The organism is Paramagnetospirillum magneticum AMB-1, from assembly GCF_000009985.1.
GTDB lineage: Bacteria > Pseudomonadota > Alphaproteobacteria > Rhodospirillales > Magnetospirillaceae > Phaeospirillum > Phaeospirillum magneticum.
The window spans coordinates 668,286-685,337 of record NC_007626.1 but is presented as its reverse complement, the minus strand read 5'-3'; the positions used below and the strand labels follow the sequence as shown (position 1 = coordinate 685,337).

Genomic DNA, 17,052 nt, shown 5'->3' with positions numbered 1-17,052 from the left:
ACCCATATGATTCGTTACTGCCCCCCTGAGGCAGGGCTGGGCAGTATATCACAGGCGCCGGAGTCCAAAAGCGATTTCGGGAGGAAGAGTCAGCCCTGCAGCATGCGGCGCAGCAGTTCCACATCCTCGGCGAAGTTCTGGTCGCACTCCTTCAGCTCCTCGACCTTTTTCACCGCGTGCATGACGGTGGTGTGGTCGCGTCCGCCGAACTTGCGGCCGATCTCGGGCAGCGAGCGCGAGGTGAGCTGCTTGGCCAGATACATGGCGATCTGGCGGGGCCGGGCCACCTGGCGCGAACGCCGGGCCGAGGACATTTCCGCCAGCTTGATGGTGAAGTGCTCGGCCACCTTCTTCTGGATCTCCTCGATGGTGATCCGGCGATCCGAGGCGCGCAGCAGGTCGTGCAGCACCTCCTGGGTGGTCTCGAGCGTGATGGCGCGCCCCACCAGCTGGGAATGGGCGACGACCCGGTTCAGGGCACCCTCCAGCTCGCGGACATTGGAGATGATCTTGTGGGCCAGGAATTCCATGACCTTCTGGGGCACCAGGACCCCCATCTGCTCGGCCTTGGAGTGCAGGATTCCCAGGCGCAGCTCGTAGGTGGTGGCGTGGATGTCGGCCACCAGGCCGCAGGCCATGCGCGAGCGCAGGCGCTCCTCGATGCCTTCCAGGTCGCTGGGCGACTTGTCGGCCGAGATGACGATCTGGCGCCCCTGGTCCACCAGGGCGTTGAAGGTATGGAAGAACTCTTCCTGGGTGGCGTCCTTGCCGGCGATGAACTGCACGTCGTCGATCATCAGCACGTCGACGGAGCGGAACTGTTCCTTGAACGACATGGTGTCCTGGCCGCGCAGCGCCCGGATGAAGCGGTACATGAACTTCTCGGCCGAGAGGTACAGCACGCTGCGCTCGGGGTTGCGCTCGCGGATGTGGTGGGCGATGGCGTGCATCAGGTGGGTCTTGCCCAGGCCGACACCACCGTACAGGAACAGCGGATTGAACGAGACCTGATCGGCCTCGGCGACGCGCCGGGCGGCGGCCCAGGCGAATTCGTTGGGCTTGCCCACCACGAAATTCTTGAAGGTGAACCGATTGTCCAGCGGCGCGCCCAGTTCGTCGTTGTCGGCGTTGGGCGCGGCGGCGGGGGCACAGGGCGCGGCGGCGGCGCGGACCGGCGCGGCGGCGGGAGACGGGACGACCTTGGCGACGGAGGCCTTGGCGGCATTCTGGGCAACGGAGACGGCGCGGGCGGCTTCGACCACGATCTCAACGTTGCGGATGGCCGGGTTCTCGGCTCCCCACAGGGTCCGGATCCGCTCGGCATAATGGGTGTTGACCCAATCGCGCATGAAACGGGTGGGAAGGGCAAGCTTGACGGCATCCTCACTCATGTCATGCAGGGTGATGGGGCGCAGCCAGGAGCGATAGGCTGCGTCGCCGACCTCGTCCTTCAGCCTGACCTTCACACGATCCCACTCAGACTTTGCCATCGCCGTCCCCGAATCCTTAACCAAACGCCCCACAGCGCCGTGAAACCTTGCTCACGACACCGTCCCTCTTTTCACCTTCGTTGGCGCCATGCGCTGGGCTCCCCTCCCTCGGGTCCCGAAGGTCCCGTCCGCATGCGTCCGACCGCCCTGATACCGGCCGCGCAGAGTCATACTCTTTTGCGACCCCCTCTGTAAATATGACCATCAAACCATATTACAAAAAGTCATCAACACGATGTGAACCGCTTCACATAGTCATGCGAAGCAGAAAACAAATAAAAAAGGCAAAATTCTATTGATTTCGCGGCGCCACTTTATTGCGGCCAGCGAGGTTCGCGACTCTACCGAGCCTCCCGTCGACTCGCAACGAGATCGGAACGCGAACATGGAAAATTTTTTGCTTGCAATTCAGGACTCGTGATTCCGCCCCAAATCGCCAAAACGACAAGGGCCGCGCAAGCAGCGCGGCCCTTGAAATTCTTAAGGATATTAAGCCGTTGGCACTAGGCCAGCGACTTCATCTCCTTGACGCGGGCGACGAGGCGCGAAACCTTCCGCGACGCGGTGTTCTTGTGCAGGATACCAGCCTGGGCACCCTTCATCAGCTCGGGCTGAGCTTCCTGGAGAGCGGCCTGAGCGGCGGCGGAATCGCCACCGGCGATGGCAAGCTCGACCTTCTTGACGTAGGTGCGGATGCGGCTCACGCGGGCGCGATTGACCTCGGTGCGACGCTCGGTCTGGCGGATGCGCTTCTTAGCCGACTTATGATGGGCCATGGATCAGAACCTTGGAACACGGTTGCAAATTCGAAGGCGCGTTTATATGTCCGCGCCGGAAGGTCGTCAAGCGTTGAATCGGAGTCCGGCGGATTCGCCGGACTCCGCGACAAACTCAACGGTTCTTGAAAGCGGCGGGGCGCTTTTCGACGAAGGCGGCCATGCCTTCCTTCTGATCCTCGGTGGAGAAGGTGGAATGGAACAGGCGGCGCTCGAAGGTGACGCCCTGGGCCAGGGTGGTCTCGAAGGCGGCGTTGACCGATTCCTTGCACAGCATGACGATGGGCCGCGACAGCGAGGCGATCTTGCCGGCGGCCTTGACGGCCTCGTCCAGCAGCTCGGCCACCGGCACGATGCGGCTGACCAGGCCGGCGCGCTCGGCCTCGGCGGCGTCCATCATGCGGCCGGTAAGGCACATCTCCATGGCCTTGGACTTGCCCACGGCGCGGGTCAGGCGCTGGGTGCCGCCCGCGCCGGGGATGGTGCCGATGGTGATCTCGGGCTGGCCGAACTTGGCATTGTCGCCGGCGATGATGAAGTCGCACATCATGGCCATCTCGCAGCCGCCGCCCAGGGCAAAGCCGGCCACCGCCGCCACGATGGGCTTGCGGCACTTGGTGACACGCTCCCAGCCGTCGGTGATGAAGTTGGCGAGATAGACGTCCATGTAGCTCTTGGACGCCATTTCCTTGATGTCGGCACCGGCCGCGAAGGCCTTTTCCGAACCGGTCAGCACCACGGCGCCGATGGAATCGTCGGCCTCGAAGGCGTCCAGCGCCTGGCCCAGCTCGGAAATCAGGGCGGCGCAGAGCGCGTTCATGGCCTTGGGCCGGTTCAGGGCAATCACGCCGACATTGCCGCGGGTCTCGACGGTGATGTTCTCGAAAGCCATGGGTTTTCCTCTTCGTCTAGAGTGTCATTCGGGGGAAATGGTGAAGCGCAGCGTCACCCCGGCGCGATCCTGGGTGGTTTCCAGCCGCAGCGCCTCGGCCTCGCGGCGATAGAGCCGGTCGCTTTCCCGCGTCCAGCCGAGCTGGGGCAAGGTGGCGGCATAGAATTTGAGAATATCGGCGGCGCGGGCGGTCCCATGGGCATAGGCCTCGACGATGCGTCCCGAGGGCGAATCGAAGGACATGCCCGATCCCGCCACCTCGGTCAGCCCGGGCGGCAGCGGCAGATCCTCGTAGGCGGACAGAAATGCCTCGGCCCGCGCCGATCCGGAGCCCAGCAGGAGGAAAAGCGCGAAAGCGGTAAGCAGATGCCGAAAACGAGCCATGGAATGCCTATACCATCACCTTTGCCGCTTCGCACAATAGAAAGTGGAGCGACCCGCCTGGGTCATGCGCAAGATGCCGCCGCAGGCCGGCGCCCCGGGGCAGCCGGGGCAGGTCTCGCCCTCGCGCCCATAGACCTGAAAGGAATGCTGGAAATAGCCCAGCTCGCCGTCGGGCCGGGCGTGGTCGCGAAGGGTGGAGCCGCCCGCCGCCACAGCTTCGCTCAGCACCGCCTTGATCAGCGGCACCAGACGCCCCACCTCGGCCCGGCTCAGGGAGCCGGCGGGGCGCAGCGGCGAGATCTCCGCCCGGAACAGGCTTTCGCACACATAGATGTTGCCCAGCCCCGCCACCACCTTCTGGTCCAGCAGCACCGTCTTGATGGGGCCGGTCTTGCCGGCCAGGGCCTTGGCCAGGACGCCGGCGTCGAAGGCTTCGTCCAGAGGCTCTGGCCCGATCCCGGCCAGCAGCGGATGACCGCCCAGGTCCGACGCCTCGCACAGGGCGAACAGCCCGAAACGGCGGGGATCGGTGAGCGTCACGCTGATCCCCTGGTCCGTCACCCACTCCACATGGTCGTGGGGACCGGGCGGCTCGTTGCGCAGGGCGCCGATGGTCATGCGCCCCGACATGCCGAGATGACCCAGCATGACCAGGCCTCCGTCGAGGCGCACCACCAGATACTTGGCCCGGCGCCCCACCGCCTCCACCGTCCGGCCGGTCAGGCGCCGGGCGAAATCCTTGGGGAACGGCACGCGCAGTCCGGCACGCCGCGTCTCGACCGAGACAAAGCGCCGCCCGTCCCACACTTGGGCCAGACCACGGGCGACGGTTTCGACTTCGGGCAATTCAGGCATGGCGGGGAGTATAAGGCAGGCTCCGCCCCGTGACAGCGACGAATTTCCGCGATAAGGTGCCGCCCCATGACCGACAGCCACTCTCATAACGACGGCACCACCCATTTCGGCTTCAAGACCGTGGCCGAGGACGAGAAGGTTTCCCTCGTCCGCGGCGTCTTCGATTCGGTGGCGTCCAAATACGACCTGATGAACGATCTGATGAGCGCCGGCGTGCACCGCCTGTGGAAGTCGGCGTTCCTCGACATGCTGCGGCCCCGGCCCGACCAGACCCTGCTGGACGTGGGCGGCGGCACCGGCGACATCGCCTTCGGCTGGCGAAAGCGCGGTGGCGGCCCCGTCACCGTCTGCGACATCAACCGCGAGATGCTGTCCGTCGGCCGCGACCGCGCCGTGGACCGCAATCTGGTGGGCGGCCTGACCTGGGTGTGCGGCAATGCCGAGGACTTGCCCATACCCGACCGGTCGGTCGACCGCTACACCATCGCCTTCTGCCTGCGCAACGTCACCCATTGGGACAAGGCCATCGCCGAGGCCTATCGGGTGCTGCGTCCCGGCGGGCGCTTCATGTGCCTGGAATTCTCCCGCGTCATCGTGCCGGGCCTGCGCGAGGCCTATGACGCCTATTCCTTCAACGTGCTGCCCAAGGTGGGCGGCATGGTCACCGGCAATGCCGAGGCCTATCAGTATCTGGTGGAAAGCATCCGCAAGTTCCCGCCCCAGGAGGAAATGGCAGCCATGGTCGAGGCCGCCGGCTTCTCCCGCGTCGAGGTCCGCAACCTGTCGGCGGGCATCGCCGCCATCCATTCGGGGTGGCGGATATGATGGCGCCCGGTGAGGCGAACCGTCATCCCGACGACCATCGGGAGGAGGGATCTCGTCCTGATCCGGCGGTTCCGAATCGGACCCGGCAGTCCAAGCGGAGATCCCTCGCTATCGCTCGGGATGACAATGCAAGACAGGTCGAAGGCCTGTCGCCATGATCAGGTCGTTTCGCAACCTCAACCGCCTGCTGACCATCGGCCGCGTCCTGGCTCGCCACGACGCCTTGTTCCTGCTGGAAGACTATCTGCCCATCGCGCGCTTCGGCTCGAAGCTGCTGCGCGGCGGCCGCCGTCCGGCCAGTTCGGGGCGGCCGGGCGAGCGCCTCGCCGCCGCCCTGGCCGAGCTGGGACCGTCCTTCATCAAGCTGGGCCAGGCCCTGTCCACCCGCGCCGACCTGCTGGGCGAGGAAATGGCCGCCGATCTGTCGGGGCTGCAAGACAAGCTGCCCCCCTTCCCGCCCGAGGATGCCCGGCGCATCATCGAGGAGGAACTGGGCGGGCCGCTGTCCAATTTCTATTCCGCCTTCGACGACATCCCCGTGGCCGCCGCCTCTATCGCCCAAGTGCACTTCGCCACCACCCGCGAAGGCCGCGAAGTGGCGGTCAAGGTGCTGCGCCCCGGGGTCGAGGCCAAGTTCCACCGCGACATCGACCTGCTGTACTGGCTGGCCGAGTGGGCGGAGCTGGCCGTTCCCCGGCTGCGCCGCCTCAAGCCGGTGGAAACGGTCAAGACCTTCGAGGAATCCGTCACCCTGGAGATGGATCTCCGCTTCGAGGCCGCCGCCGCCTCGGAACTGGCCGAGAACTTCCGCGGCGATGACAATTTCAAGGTGCCCGAAGTCGACTGGCTGCGCACCGGTAAGCGCCTTTTGACCCTGGAACGGGTCTCGGGCATTCCGGTGGACGAGGTGGACCGCATGCGGGCGGCGGGCATCGACCCCGTCGACGTGCTGGCCAAGGCCGCCGAAGCCATGTTCAACCAGGTGTTCCGCGACGGCTTCTTCCACGCCGACATGCATCCGGGCAACCTGTTCATCGGCAAGGGCGGTCAGCTGATCGCCATGGATTTCGGCATCATGGGCCGTGTCGACAAAAGCACGCGGCGCTTCCTGGGCGAGATGCTGCTGGGTTTCCTGTCGGGCGATTACCGCAAGGTGGCCGAAGTACACTTCGCCGCCGGCTATGTGCCCGCCGACCAGTCCCTGGACACCTTCACCCAGGCCTGTCGCTCCATCGCCGAGCCCATCCTGGGCCGTCCGCTGCACGAAATCTCCATCGCCAAGCTGCTGGGCCAGCTGTTCCAGGTCACCGAGACCTTCGCCATGGAAACCCAGCCGCAATTGCTGCTGCTGCAAAAGAGCATGCTGGTGGCCGAGGGCGTCGGGCGCATCCTCGACCCCAACATCAATATGTGGCATCTGGCCCAGCCGCTGATCGAAGGCTGGATGCGCGAGAATCTCGGCCCCGAGGCCCGGGTGCGCGAAACCTTCAGCAGCGTGGTCGGCTCGCTGGAGCGCCTGCCCCGCCTGCTGGCCGAGACCGAGAAGACCTATTCCATGCTGGTCAATCAGGGGCTCAAGCTGCACCCCGACACGGTCAAGGCCATGTTCCCCGACCAGGGCCGCCTGCGCCGCCCCTCGCCCCTGCTGGCCTGGGTCATCGCCGCCGGTCTGGCGGTGGCGCTGTATCTGAAATAGGGGGCGATGCGGGGCTCCCGCCCCGTAACCCCGGTTGGAGGCGATGCCTCCAAACCTCCCTTTGATTTATAAATAGAAATGGGGCCGGGGCATTGGCCCCGTGCAGCCCCGCAGGGGCAAACGACGCACCGAAGGTGCGGTCCTGAAGGGACGAGCGAAGCGAGCAGATGGGGTTGGGCGAGTGCCCAATGAATCACTCCGCCGCGCCGGCCTTGTTGGAATTGACGGCGGGCATGTCGGGGTCGCGCAGCACATAGCCGCGTCCCCACACCGTCTCGATGTAGGATTCGCCGCCGGTGGCGGTGGCCAGCTTCTTCCTGAGCTTGCAGATGAAGACGTCGATGATCTTCAGCTCGGGCTCGTCGATGCCGCCATAGAGGTGGTTTAGGAACTGTTCCTTGGTCAGGGTCTGGCCCTTGCGCAAGCTGAGCAGTTCCAGGATGCCGTATTCCTTGGCGGTGAGGTGCAGCGGGTCGCCAGTCACCGCGACGGTGCGGGCGTCCAGGTTCACCGACAGCTTGCCGGTGTCGATCACCGACTGGGCATGCCCCTTGGAGCGCCGCACGATGGCCTGGATGCGGGCCACCAGTTCGCCCTTGTCGAACGGCTTGGTCAGGTAATCGTCGGCCCCCGAGCCCAGGCCCTTGATCTTCTTGTCCGGTTCGGACAGGCCCGACAGAATGAGCACCGGCGTGTCGATGCGCGCCGATCGCAGGCGGCGCAGCACTTCATAGCCGTCCATGTCGGGCAGCATCAGGTCCAGCAGGATGATGTCGTAATCGTAGAGCTTGCCGATCTCCAGGCCGTCTTCGCCCAAAGCAGTGGTATCCACCACCATGCCCTCGGCTTTGAGCATGGATTCGATCGCTCTGGACATCAACTGGTCGTCTTCGACCACCAAGACTCGCATCGTAAGGTCCCCGGTCCCATCCGTCTCTACGATGTGTTAACCATACGGGTGTATTCTGACGAGTTCAAGGCGGCTGGAAGGGGCGGTGCAATTGAAATTCCTGGTCCGCAACCTGATCAGCGACATCGAACGGGTCTCCAACATCCAGGTTTACGGCCAGATTGCTGCCGTTCAGGGCATGTTGCTGGAGGCCGGCGGCGTCCAGCGCACCATTTCCGTGGGTGATCGCTGCAACGTGGTGGCCCGCGACGGCCGCCGGGTGATCTGCGAAGTGGTGGGATTTCGGCAGGGCCGCGCCCTGCTGATGCCCTATTCCCCCATCGAGGGCATCGGCCTGGGCTGCCGCACCGAGGTGCAGGATGCCGAGCCGGTGGTCTTTCCCGATCGCGGCTGGCTGGGCCGGGTGATCAACGGCTTCGGCGAGCCGGTGGACGGGCTCGGCCCCCTGCCCGGCGGCGACACCGCCTATCCGGTCAAGGCCCAGCCGCCTTCGGCCCATTCCCGCTCGCGGGTGTCGGGCAAGATCGATCTGGGCCTGCGTTCGGTCAACGCCTTCCTCACCTGCTGCCGCGGCCAGCGCATGGGCATCTTCGCCGGGTCGGGCGTGGGTAAGTCGTCGCTGATGTCCATGATGGCGCGCAACACCTCGGCCGACATCTCGGTGCTGGGCCTGATCGGCGAACGCGGCCGCGAAGCCCGCGAATTCATCGAGGACGATTTGGGCCCCGAGGGCATGAAGCGCTCGGTAGTGGTGGTCTCCACCTCGGACGAAAGCCCGCTGATGCGCCGCCAGGCGGCCTATATGACCCTGACCGTGGCCGAATTCTTCCGCGACCAGGGTCTCGACGTGCTGTGCATGATGGATTCGGTGACCCGCTTCGCCATGGCCCAGCGCGAGATTTCGCTGTCGGCGGGCGAACCGCCGGCGTCGAAGGGCTATACGCCCACCGTCTTCGCCGAATTACCTCGCCTGCTGGAGCGGGCCGGTCCCGGCGTGGGCAAGGGCTCCATCACCGGCCTGTTCACCGTGCTGGTGGACGCCGACGACCATAACGAGCCCATCGCCGACGCGGTGCGCGGCATCCTGGACGGACACATCGTGCTGGACCGTTCCATCGCCGAACGCGGCCGCTATCCCGCCATCAACATCCTGCGCTCGGTCAGCCGAACCATGCCCGGCTGCAACAATCAGCAGGAAAACGATCTGGTGCGCCGCGCCCGCTCGCTGCTGTCCACCTACGAGGACATGGCCGAGCTGATCCGCCTGGGCGCCTATCGCCGCGGCACCGATCCCAAGGTGGACGAAGCCATCCACTACTATCCGGCCATCGAAGCCTTTCTGGGCCAGCTGAAGACCGAAGCCACCACCCTGCAGACCTGCTACGCCCAGCTGGCCGAGGTGCTGGGCATGCCGTTCGACGGCGACGGCATGGGGCGGAAGTAGGTCCTGAATGGCCAACAAGGGCCTCAAGACCCTCATCCGCCTGTCCAAGTGGAACGTGGACGAGAAGCAGCGGGTCCTGGTGGCGCTGCAGGGCCGCGAGGACGAGATCCTGGCCGCCATCCACCACGCCGAGCAGACCCTGATTCAGGAGCAACGGGTGGCGTCCGATGATGCCGTGGGCGTGGGCTTTGCCTATGCCACCTTCGCCAATGCCTGGCTGGCCCGGCGCGAGCAGCTGATGCAGATGCTGGAGCAGGTGCGCCGCGAAATCGTCAAGGCCCGCGACGAACTGGCCGAGGCCTTCAACGAGCTGAAGACCTACGAAATCACCCAAAAGGAACGTGAGCGCCGCGCCCAGGCCGAACGCGACAAGAAGGAACAGGCCTTCCTGGACGAAATCGGACTGAACATTCATCGCCGCAAGGACAAGGAAGAGGGCTGACGGGATTTATGGGCCGGCGAGGGATGGAAGGCTGGTTGCCCGGCCCCGTCCCTCGCCGCCCGTGGCCGCTTCGCGCCCCTTATGGGGGGAGGGTGGCGCGAGCTGAGCCCTTTGCTTCCCACCCGTCTCCCTGAGATTGAGCGGTGGGCCCTGGTCGCCCATCCCAGCGGAGTGGGGGGAGCGGGGAGGAGCGCCAGAGTGAGAAGTAGAATAATTCAAGCAAGGGAGATCAGCAAGGGCTTTGCCTGCCGAGTCCGAAGTTTATCAACCTTTAGATAAGCCCTGCCCTACAGCAGCTTCACCATGAAGAAGCCGCCCACCAGCACGATGACGAACACCGTGGTGACCAGCTTCAGGCGCCGCTCGACGAACTCGCGCACGGGCGGACCGAACTTCCACAGCAGCGCCGCCACCAGCACGAAGCGCATGCCACGCGCCACCACCGAGGCGAAGGTGAACTTCATCAGGTCGAAGTCGAAGGCGCCGGCGGTGATGGTCACCAGCTTGTAGGGAATGGGGGTGGCGCCCTTGACGATGATGAACCACACGCCCCATTCATCGATGATCGGCTTCAGGGCCAGGAACTTTTCCTGCAGATGGAAGGCGCCCAGGATGGCCATGCCGATGGAATCCATGGCGAAGTGGCCGATGGCATAGCCGAGATAGCCGCCCGCCACCGAGGACGCGGTGCAGACCATGGCGATGCGCAGCCAGCGGGTGGGCGCGGCGATCACCATGGGAATCAGCATGACGTCGGGCGGAATGGGGAAGAACGAGCTTTCGATGAACGAGATGGCGGCCAGCCACCAGATGGCGTGACGGTGGGCCGCCTTGGCCATCATCCAGTCGTAAAGGCCCTTCAGCATCATTCTCACTCCCCAGGAACGGGCGAGGTGTAGCAGCAGCGGGGCAAAGGGGCAACCACCCCTTGTCTTTTGCGCCGCGCATCGGCACTTTGGGACCCCTATGGGGAGATGATGGAATGCGCGCGGCTTTCGCGGCGGGATTGGCGTTGATGCTGGCGGCGGGCGGAGCGGCGGCCGAAGAGGCGCCGGCCCTGGCGTCGCTGCGCTTCGACCCCCTGTCCCTGGGCATCGGTGCCCTGCTGGTCCTGGTCCCGGCCCTGGCCGTGCTGGCGCTGCTGCGCTGGCGCATGGTGAGTCTGGCCGCCGATGCCGGTCGCGCCGTCATCCTGGCCGATCGCCTGACCGAGAGCCTGCTGGCCGCGCCCGACGGCTTTTACGCCTGGCTGGGCGAGCGCGAGATCTGCTCGCGGCGTCTGGCCGTGCTGCTGGGTCTGTTCGGCGGCACGGAATCCGCCTTCATGGATGTGCTGGAATCCTTCGCCGCCGCCGATGCCGCCCAGTTGGACAGCGCGGCGCGGCGCCTGCGCGAGGAGGGCCAGGGATTCGAGCTGGAATTGCGCCTGCGGGACGGCGGGCGCCGCGTCCGGGCGGTGGGGGTTCGCGCCTGCGGCCCCGAGGGCGCAGCCCTGGCCGATCTGGTGTGGATGCACGACGTCACGGAAGGGGCAGCCTTCGAGGCGGAGCTGGCCTCGCGCCTGGCCGGGCTGGTGGTCGAGCGCGAACGGATCGAGGGATTGCTGGGCGTATTGCCCATTCCCGCCTGGGTCCGCGACGACGACCTGTCCCTGCTGCATGTCAACCGGGCCTATGCCCGGGCGGTGGACGTGGCCTCGCCCCTGGCGGCGGTGGCGGGACAGATCGAGCTGGCCTCGGACGGCTCGGTGCGCGAAGCCCGCGCCCTGGCGGCCCGCGCCCGGGCGGCCGGCGAGCCCCGGTCAGAATCCTTCCATCTGGTGCTGGGCGGCCAACGCCGCTTCACCGAGATCACCGAGGCCCCCTTCGAGGCCGAGGATGGCGGCCTGCTGACCGCCGGCTATGCCCTCGACCTCACCCGCGTCGAGGAGCTGCAGCAGGAGCTGGCCCGTCATGCCAGCGCCCACGCCCAGGTGCTGGAGCATCTGGCTACCGCCATCGCCATCTTTTCCACCGACACCCGCCTCACCTTCTTCAACACCGCCTTCACCCGGCTGTGGCGCCTGGAGGCCGAGTGGCTGGCGGCCCAGCCCACCTACGGCGCCGTGCTGGATTCCCTGCGCGAGCGGCGGCTGCTGCCCGAGGTCGCCGATTACCGCGCCTACAAGGAAGACGAGCTGAAGCGCTTCATCTCGCTGATCGACGCCGCCGAGACCCTGCTCCACCTGCCCGACGGCCGCACGCTCCGGCGCATGATCGCCGCCCATCCCTATGGCGGCCTGATCTTCACCTACGAGGACGTCACCGACACCCTGGCTCTGGAGCGTTCGTTCAATACCGCCCTGGCGGTCCAGCGCGAGACCCTGGACCATCTGCACGAGGGCGTGGCGGTGTTCAAGGGTGACGGCCGGCTGCGCCTGTTCAATCCGGCCTATGCCCGGATCTGGAATCTGGCCCCGTCCATGCTGGAGTCCGAGCCGCATCTCAACGAACTGGTCGAGGCCCACCGGCCCTATTTCGAAGGCGGCGCCGAACGCGCCTCGGTGTGGCCCGAAATGCGCGAGCGCCTGATGGCCCTGTTCAACACCCGCGCCCCCCAAAGCGGCCGGGTCGAGCGCCTGGACGATTCCATCGTCGACTTCGCCTCGGTGCCGCTGCCCGACGGCGCCATGCTGCTGACCTGGCTGGACGTCACCGATTCCGCCCGGGTGGAGCGCGCCCTGCGCGAGCGCAACGAGGCCCTGGCCGCCGCCGACCTGCTGAAGAGCGAATTCATCGCCAATGTCTCGGCCGAGGTCAGAAAGCCGCTAACCACGGTGATCGGCTTTTCCGAAATGCTGGCCGCCGAGTATTTTGGCAAGCTCAACAAGCGCCAGCACGAATACGCCCGCGGCATCACCGAGGCGGGGCAGGGGCTGCAGGCGCTGATTTCCGACATCCTCGATCTCGCCGCCATCGAGGCTGGGCAGATGGCCCTGGAACTGGACACCGTCGACGTCCACCCCATGCTGTCCGGCGTGCTGGGGCTGGTGCGCGAGAGGGTGCGGGAAAAGAAGGTCACCCTTGACTTCGACTGTCCCCTGGACATCGGCTGGATCGTCGCCGACGAGCGCCGGCTGCGCCAGGTGCTGTTCAACCTGCTGGGCAACGCCTTGAAGCGCACCCCGTCGGGGGGAAAGGTCAGCGTGCGGGCCGAGCGGCGGCCGTCGGAACTGGCGCTGACCATCAGCGACACCGGCACCGGCCTTTCGGATGAGCAGCGCGAGCGGCTGTTCGGCGGCTTTGCCACCGGCGGGCGGCGCGAAGCCTTGCCCGCCGGCCGGGCCGACGACGATTCCGGCATCGGCCTGGCCCTGGTGCAGCGCTTCGTCGACCTCCATGGCGGAAGGGTGGAATTGGCATCGGCGCCCGGCGAGGGTACGGTGGTGACGGTACGCCTGCCGGTGGGGTCGGGGGCGACATGAACTTGAGCGGAGTGGATGGGTGATGATGGCGATTCTGGGACGGGGATGGGGGGTGGCCATTGCGGCCTTGGTGTTGATGGCCGCCGCGCTGCCCGCCGGGGCCGAGACGGTGACCGAGGAATTCAAGATCGCCAGCAAATGGCCCGATCAGAACCTCTACATCCGCAACAAACATCCGGCAGCGCTCTACGACGTGCGGCCGGAAAAGACCGTGCTGTTCCTTCACGGTGCCACCTACCCCGCCCATTCCTCCTTCGACATGGCCGTGGACGGCCAGAGCTGGATGGATTGGATGGCCGCCAAGGGCTACGACGTCTATAGCCTGGACATCCGCGGCTATGGCAAGTCCGGGCACCCGCCCGAGATGAGCCAGCCGCCGGAAGCCAATCCCCCCGTGGTGGACACGGCCGAGGCCGTGGACGACGTCTCCCGCGCCGTGGACTTCATCTTGTCGCGGCGCAATTCCCAGCGGATCGTTCTGGTGGGCTGGTCGTGGGGCGCCACCCTGGCCGGCGCCTATGCCAATTCGTCCCAGGACAAGGTCGAGCGCCTGGTGCTCTATGCGCCGCAATGGCTGCGCGACGTGACGCCGCCCACCGATGCGGAACTGGCCCGCGTTCCCGCGTGGCGGCAGGTGGACCCCCGCGAAGCCCGCGACATCTGGCTGAAGGCGGTGCCCGAGGCCAAGCGCGAAGGCGTGCTGTCCAAGGCGGTGTTCGCCGACTGGCTGAAGGCCACCATCGCCAGCGATGCCGAGCCGGTCGTTCCCAACACGGTCCGGGCGCCAAACGGGGTCGTGCTGGACACCATGCGCTTCTGGGCTTCGGCCAAGCCGCGCTGGAACCCCGAACGCCTTTCGGTCCCGGCCCTGGTAATTCAGGGCGAGTGGGACGCCGAGGCTCCGCCCGCCATGGGCATGAAGCTGTTCAACCGGCTGACCGGCTCGCCCTTCAAGCGCTACGTCATGGTTGGCGAAGCCACCCATGCGGCCCTGATCGAGAAGAACCGCAAGCAGCTCTATCAGGCGGTGACCGAATTCCTGGAGTCTCCGGCGCCGCAACGGTAAGGCCTCCCGCGATCGATTGGGCTATCGCCCAAACCCATCCGGGGCCAATGCCCCCGGACCCCATTTTGTTTCATGAATGGGGTTTGGGCGGCAGCCCTTCTTCTAACCGAACAGATCCGGCGGGTCGGCCTCCTCGGCCGGGCAGAGATCGGTCACCCCGATGCCCAGCAGGCGGAAGGCCCGGCCGTCCATCTGGCGCTCCAGCAGCGCAAGCCCGGCGCGGACGATAGTCTCGGCCCTGCCGGTGGGGTCGGGTAGCCTGAGGTGGCGGGTGATCACCTTGAAATCGGCGGTCTTGAGCTTCAGTACCACGGTGCGCCCCGCCAGATTTACCCGCTCCAGCCTGCGGGCGACACCCTCGGCCAGGGGCGGCAGCGCCTCGGTCAGGGCCTTGGCGTCACGAATGTCGCGGGCGAAGGTGGTTTCGGTGGAAACACTCTTGGCCGGGCGGTCGGGATTGACCGGCCGATGGTCGATACCGTGCACCATCCCCGCTAGGCGCCGGCCGAACTTGCCCCAACGCGCCACGAACTCGGTTTCCGGCAAAGCTTGAAGCTGGGCGATGGTGGTAATGCCCTGATCGGCCATGCGCGCCGCCGTCGCCGCCCCGATGCCGAACAGGGCGGTCACCGGACGGGGCGCCAGAAACGCCTCCGCCTCCTCGCGGCCGATCACCGAGAAGCCCTCCGGCTTGTTCAGGTCCGAGGCCATCTTGGCCAGGAACTTGTTGTAGCTGAGGCCCACCGAGACCGTGATTCCCACCTGCAGCCGAATGGCGCGGGCCAGCCGGGCCAGCAGCACCGCCGCCGGCCGGTCCACCAGCCGCACCCCCGGCGACAGATCGAGATAGGCCTCGTCCAGGGACAGGGGCTCGACCAGGGGGGTGGCCTTCTCGAACAGGGCGCGGATCTGGGCGCTGACCTGCTTGTATTTGGCGATATTGGGGGGAATGACCACGGCGTGGGGACACAGTTCCAGCGCCTTGAACATGGGCATGGCCGAGCGGGGGCCGAACTTGCGGGCCACGTAGCAGGCGGTGGTTACCACGCCGCGCCCGCCGGGATGGCCGACGATCACCGGCTTGTCGGCCAGGGCCGGATTGTCCCGCTTCTCCACCGAAGCGTAAAAGGCATCGCAATCGATATGGGCGATGGTCAGATCGGCCAGCTCGGGATGACGCACCCGGCGGGAGGAGCCGCAGGCCGGGCACAAGGGGGCCTCCCCGACGCCAAGGGCGCCGCAATCCCGGCACACCGCCGCCATATGATCACCATATGTTCCCATTCGGCGACTATACCGTGATAGGGTGTTTCAGCCCACCAAATTGTCTCCAGCGGTTTCCCGGCAATGTGTGGTAGGGGGAGGGCCAGTCGGCACCCCCTTGGCAGGAACAGGCCGTCCAAGAGGGTGGGCCGAAGGTGTGTGTTTTAGATCAGAGAGGCCTGGCCGGGCTTCTCCTTTTCCAAAAGCTTGGGAACCAGCTTCATCAGGGCCATTACGGCCAGGGTCAGTTCATACATGGTCAGCTCCTCTTCGTTTGCTGCGTTGCAACATATTAGGACAGGCTTGCTGACTTGTTATATGCGAATTGGGCTGACCACCCATGAGGGGTAGGGAACATCCCACCCCAATGCCGGGGCATCCGCCGCCGGAAACGGAAAAGGCCATCCGCCTGTTCGCGGATGGCCCTTCGCTTCGGGCTGTGCCCGATAGTACCGGCTATTCCTCGACCGGGGTGCCGTCCAGATCGCCGGGGCCGCCGGCCAGGGCCTCGGAAATGAGGCCGGCGTTCTGGCGGATGGCGCCTTCGATCTCGGCGGCCATGGCCGGGTTTTCACGCAGGAAGGTCTTGGCGTTCTCGCGCCCCTGGCCGATGCGGGTGGAGTTGTAGGAGAACCACGCCCCCGACTTTTCCACCACATTGGCCTTGACGCCCAGATCGATCAGTTCGCCCATCTTGGAGATGCCTTCGCCATACATGATGTCGAAATCCACCACCTTGAACGGCGGGGCGAGCTTGTTCTTCACCACCTTGACGCGGGTCTGGTTGCCCACCACCTCGTCGCGGTCCTTGATGGCGCCGACCCGGCGGATCTCCATGCGCACCGAAGCGTAGAACTTCAGCGCGTTGCCGCCGGTGGTGGTTTCGGGATTGCCGAACATCACGCCGATCTTCATGCGGATCTGATTGATGAAGATGACGATGGTCTTGGACTTGGACACCGAACCGGTGAGCTTGCGCAGCGCCTGGCTCATCAGGCGGGCATGCAGGCCCATATGGTTGTCGCCCATTTCGCCTTCCAGCTCGGCGCGCGGCACCAGGGCGGCGACGGAATCCACCACCAGCACGTCGACGGCGCCGGACCGCACCAGCGTATCGGCGATTTCCAGAGCCTGTTCGCCGGCATCGGGCTGGCTGATCAGCAACTCGTCCAGATTGACGCCCAGCTTGCGGGCGTAGGAGGGGTCCAACGCATGCTCGGCGTCGACGAAGGCGCAGGTGCCGCCTTTCTTCTGAGCCTCGGCGATGATGTGCAGCGCCAGGGTGGTCTTGCCCGAGCTTTCCGGGCCATAGACCTCGATGATGCGGCCGCGGGGAACGCCGCCGATGCCGAGGGCCACGTCGAGGCCCAGCGACCCGGTGGAGACCACCTCGGTCTCGACCACCTGGTCCTTGCCCCCCAACTTCATGATGGAGCCCTTGCCGAACGCCCGCTCGATCTGGCTGACGGCGGCTTCCAAAGCCTTCTGTCTATCCATGGTATCCTTGTCCACGAGACGCAATGCAGCCTGAGACATGGCCGTTCCC

Annotated in this window: 15 protein-coding genes; 6 read left to right on the top strand and 9 right to left on the bottom strand. The window is 66.0% G+C overall.

Annotation, left to right across the window (positions count from 1 at the left end; all coding sequences use genetic code 11):
- Positions 1–89: 89 nt before the first annotated feature.
- The 5 genes from dnaA to mutM all read right to left on the bottom strand — a co-directional run bounded on the left by dnaA (position 90) and on the right by mutM (position 4,397).
- Positions 90–1,490: a chromosomal replication initiator protein DnaA gene (gene dnaA, locus AMB_RS03275; RefSeq protein ID WP_043743305.1), complete on the bottom strand. Its 1,401-nt coding sequence runs from the start codon at positions 1,488–1,490 to the stop codon at positions 90–92.
- 503 nt (positions 1,491–1,993) lie between these two features.
- Positions 1,994–2,266: a 30S ribosomal protein S20 gene (rpsT, locus tag AMB_RS03270; protein WP_011383078.1), complete on the bottom strand. Its 273-nt coding sequence runs from the start codon at positions 2,264–2,266 to the stop codon at positions 1,994–1,996.
- Positions 2,267–2,381: 115 nt separating this feature from the next.
- Complete coding sequence (locus AMB_RS03265) at positions 2,382–3,158, bottom strand: enoyl-CoA hydratase (RefSeq protein ID WP_011383077.1); 777 nt, start codon at positions 3,156–3,158, stop codon at positions 2,382–2,384.
- Positions 3,159–3,182: 24 nt separating this feature from the next.
- The gene (locus AMB_RS03260) at positions 3,183–3,542 is read right to left on the bottom strand and encodes a hypothetical protein (protein ID WP_011383076.1); all 360 of its coding nucleotides are present in this window, start codon (positions 3,540–3,542) and stop codon (positions 3,183–3,185) included.
- A 15-nt stretch (positions 3,543–3,557) separates the two neighbouring features.
- Positions 3,558–4,397 carry a bifunctional DNA-formamidopyrimidine glycosylase/DNA-(apurinic or apyrimidinic site) lyase gene (mutM, locus tag AMB_RS03255; protein ID WP_043743302.1) on the bottom strand — a complete coding sequence of 280 codons (840 nt, stop codon included), beginning with the start codon at positions 4,395–4,397 and terminating at the stop codon, positions 3,558–3,560.
- 66 nt (positions 4,398–4,463) lie between these two features.
- On the opposite strand from mutM, the gene ubiE reads away from it, so the two are divergent.
- Together ubiE and ubiB are read left to right on the top strand one after the other, a co-directional pair.
- Positions 4,464–5,222 (top strand): bifunctional demethylmenaquinone methyltransferase/2-methoxy-6-polyprenyl-1,4-benzoquinol methylase UbiE, encoded by a 759-nt coding sequence (gene ubiE / locus AMB_RS03250; RefSeq protein WP_043743300.1) that lies wholly within the window; start codon positions 4,464–4,466, stop codon positions 5,220–5,222.
- 154 nt (positions 5,223–5,376) lie between these two features.
- A complete protein-coding gene (ubiB, locus tag AMB_RS03245; protein WP_011383073.1) occupies positions 5,377–6,918 on the top strand; it encodes a 2-polyprenylphenol 6-hydroxylase in 1,542 nt (513 codons plus the stop codon).
- Positions 6,919–7,111: 193 nt separating this feature from the next.
- Here the strand turns inward: ubiB and ctrA are convergent, their stop codons facing one another.
- Positions 7,112–7,828, bottom strand: coding sequence for a response regulator transcription factor CtrA (gene ctrA / locus AMB_RS03240; RefSeq protein WP_011383072.1), 717 nt, complete (start codon positions 7,826–7,828; stop codon positions 7,112–7,114).
- 91 nt (positions 7,829–7,919) lie between these two features.
- Here ctrA and fliI point away from each other — a divergent pair, with 91 nt between their 5' ends.
- Together fliI and AMB_RS03230 are read left to right on the top strand one after the other, a co-directional pair.
- Positions 7,920–9,272 carry a flagellar protein export ATPase FliI gene (gene fliI, locus AMB_RS03235; RefSeq protein WP_011383071.1) on the top strand — a complete coding sequence of 451 codons (1,353 nt, stop codon included), beginning with the start codon at positions 7,920–7,922 and terminating at the stop codon, positions 9,270–9,272.
- A gap of 7 nt (positions 9,273–9,279) precedes the next feature.
- Entirely contained in the window at positions 9,280–9,714 is a 435-nt protein-coding gene (locus AMB_RS03230) for a flagellar export protein FliJ (protein WP_011383070.1), read from the top strand.
- 287 nt (positions 9,715–10,001) lie between these two features.
- Here AMB_RS03230 and AMB_RS03225 read toward each other — a convergent pair whose 3' ends face one another.
- Positions 10,002–10,580: a YqaA family protein gene (locus AMB_RS03225; protein ID WP_043745934.1), complete on the bottom strand. Its 579-nt coding sequence runs from the start codon at positions 10,578–10,580 to the stop codon at positions 10,002–10,004.
- A 116-nt stretch (positions 10,581–10,696) separates the two neighbouring features.
- Here AMB_RS03225 and AMB_RS03220 point away from each other — a divergent pair, with 116 nt between their 5' ends.
- Together AMB_RS03220 and AMB_RS03215 are read left to right on the top strand one after the other, a co-directional pair.
- Positions 10,697–13,177, top strand: coding sequence for a sensor histidine kinase (locus tag AMB_RS03220; protein ID WP_231848958.1), 2,481 nt, complete (start codon positions 10,697–10,699; stop codon positions 13,175–13,177).
- Positions 13,178–13,199: 22 nt separating this feature from the next.
- Positions 13,200–14,243, top strand: coding sequence for an alpha/beta hydrolase (locus AMB_RS03215; RefSeq protein WP_231849061.1), 1,044 nt, complete (start codon positions 13,200–13,202; stop codon positions 14,241–14,243).
- A 102-nt stretch (positions 14,244–14,345) separates the two neighbouring features.
- Here the strand turns inward: AMB_RS03215 and AMB_RS03210 are convergent, their stop codons facing one another.
- Positions 14,346–15,527, bottom strand: a complete 1,182-nt coding sequence (locus tag AMB_RS03210) for a DNA polymerase IV (RefSeq protein ID WP_011383066.1) — start codon at positions 15,525–15,527, stop codon at positions 14,346–14,348.
- 435 nt (positions 15,528–15,962) lie between these two features.
- Positions 15,963–17,042 (bottom strand): recombinase RecA, encoded by a 1,080-nt coding sequence (gene recA / locus AMB_RS03205; RefSeq protein ID WP_011383065.1) that lies wholly within the window; start codon positions 17,040–17,042, stop codon positions 15,963–15,965.
- Between the last annotated feature and the right edge of the window lie 10 nt (positions 17,043–17,052).

Excerpts from the sequence above, each read along its gene's own strand:
- dnaA (WP_043743305.1), bottom strand. The coding sequence starts at position 1,490 with ATGGCAAAGTCTGAGTGGGATCGTGTGAAGGTCAGGCTGAAGGACGAG.
- rpsT (WP_011383078.1), bottom strand. The coding sequence starts at position 2,266 with ATGGCCCATCATAAGTCGGCTAAGAAGCGCATCCGCCAGACCGAGCGT.
- AMB_RS03265 (WP_011383077.1), bottom strand. The coding sequence starts at position 3,158 with ATGGCTTTCGAGAACATCACCGTCGAGACCCGCGGCAATGTCGGCGTG.
- AMB_RS03260 (WP_011383076.1), bottom strand. The coding sequence starts at position 3,542 with ATGGCTCGTTTTCGGCATCTGCTTACCGCTTTCGCGCTTTTCCTCCTG.
- mutM (WP_043743302.1), bottom strand. The coding sequence starts at position 4,397 with ATGCCTGAATTGCCCGAAGTCGAAACCGTCGCCCGTGGTCTGGCCCAA.
- ubiE (WP_043743300.1), top strand. The coding sequence starts at position 4,464 with ATGACCGACAGCCACTCTCATAACGACGGCACCACCCATTTCGGCTTC.
- ubiB (WP_011383073.1), top strand. The coding sequence starts at position 5,377 with ATGATCAGGTCGTTTCGCAACCTCAACCGCCTGCTGACCATCGGCCGC.
- ctrA (WP_011383072.1), bottom strand. The coding sequence starts at position 7,828 with ATGCGAGTCTTGGTGGTCGAAGACGACCAGTTGATGTCCAGAGCGATC.
- AMB_RS03230 (WP_011383070.1), top strand. The coding sequence starts at position 9,280 with ATGGCCAACAAGGGCCTCAAGACCCTCATCCGCCTGTCCAAGTGGAAC.
- AMB_RS03225 (WP_043745934.1), bottom strand. The coding sequence starts at position 10,580 with ATGCTGAAGGGCCTTTACGACTGGATGATGGCCAAGGCGGCCCACCGT.
- AMB_RS03220 (WP_231848958.1), top strand. The coding sequence starts at position 10,697 with ATGCGCGCGGCTTTCGCGGCGGGATTGGCGTTGATGCTGGCGGCGGGC.
- AMB_RS03215 (WP_231849061.1), top strand. The coding sequence starts at position 13,200 with ATGATGGCGATTCTGGGACGGGGATGGGGGGTGGCCATTGCGGCCTTG.
- AMB_RS03210 (WP_011383066.1), bottom strand. The coding sequence starts at position 15,527 with ATGGGAACATATGGTGATCATATGGCGGCGGTGTGCCGGGATTGCGGC.
- recA (WP_011383065.1), bottom strand. The coding sequence starts at position 17,042 with ATGTCTCAGGCTGCATTGCGTCTCGTGGACAAGGATACCATGGATAGA.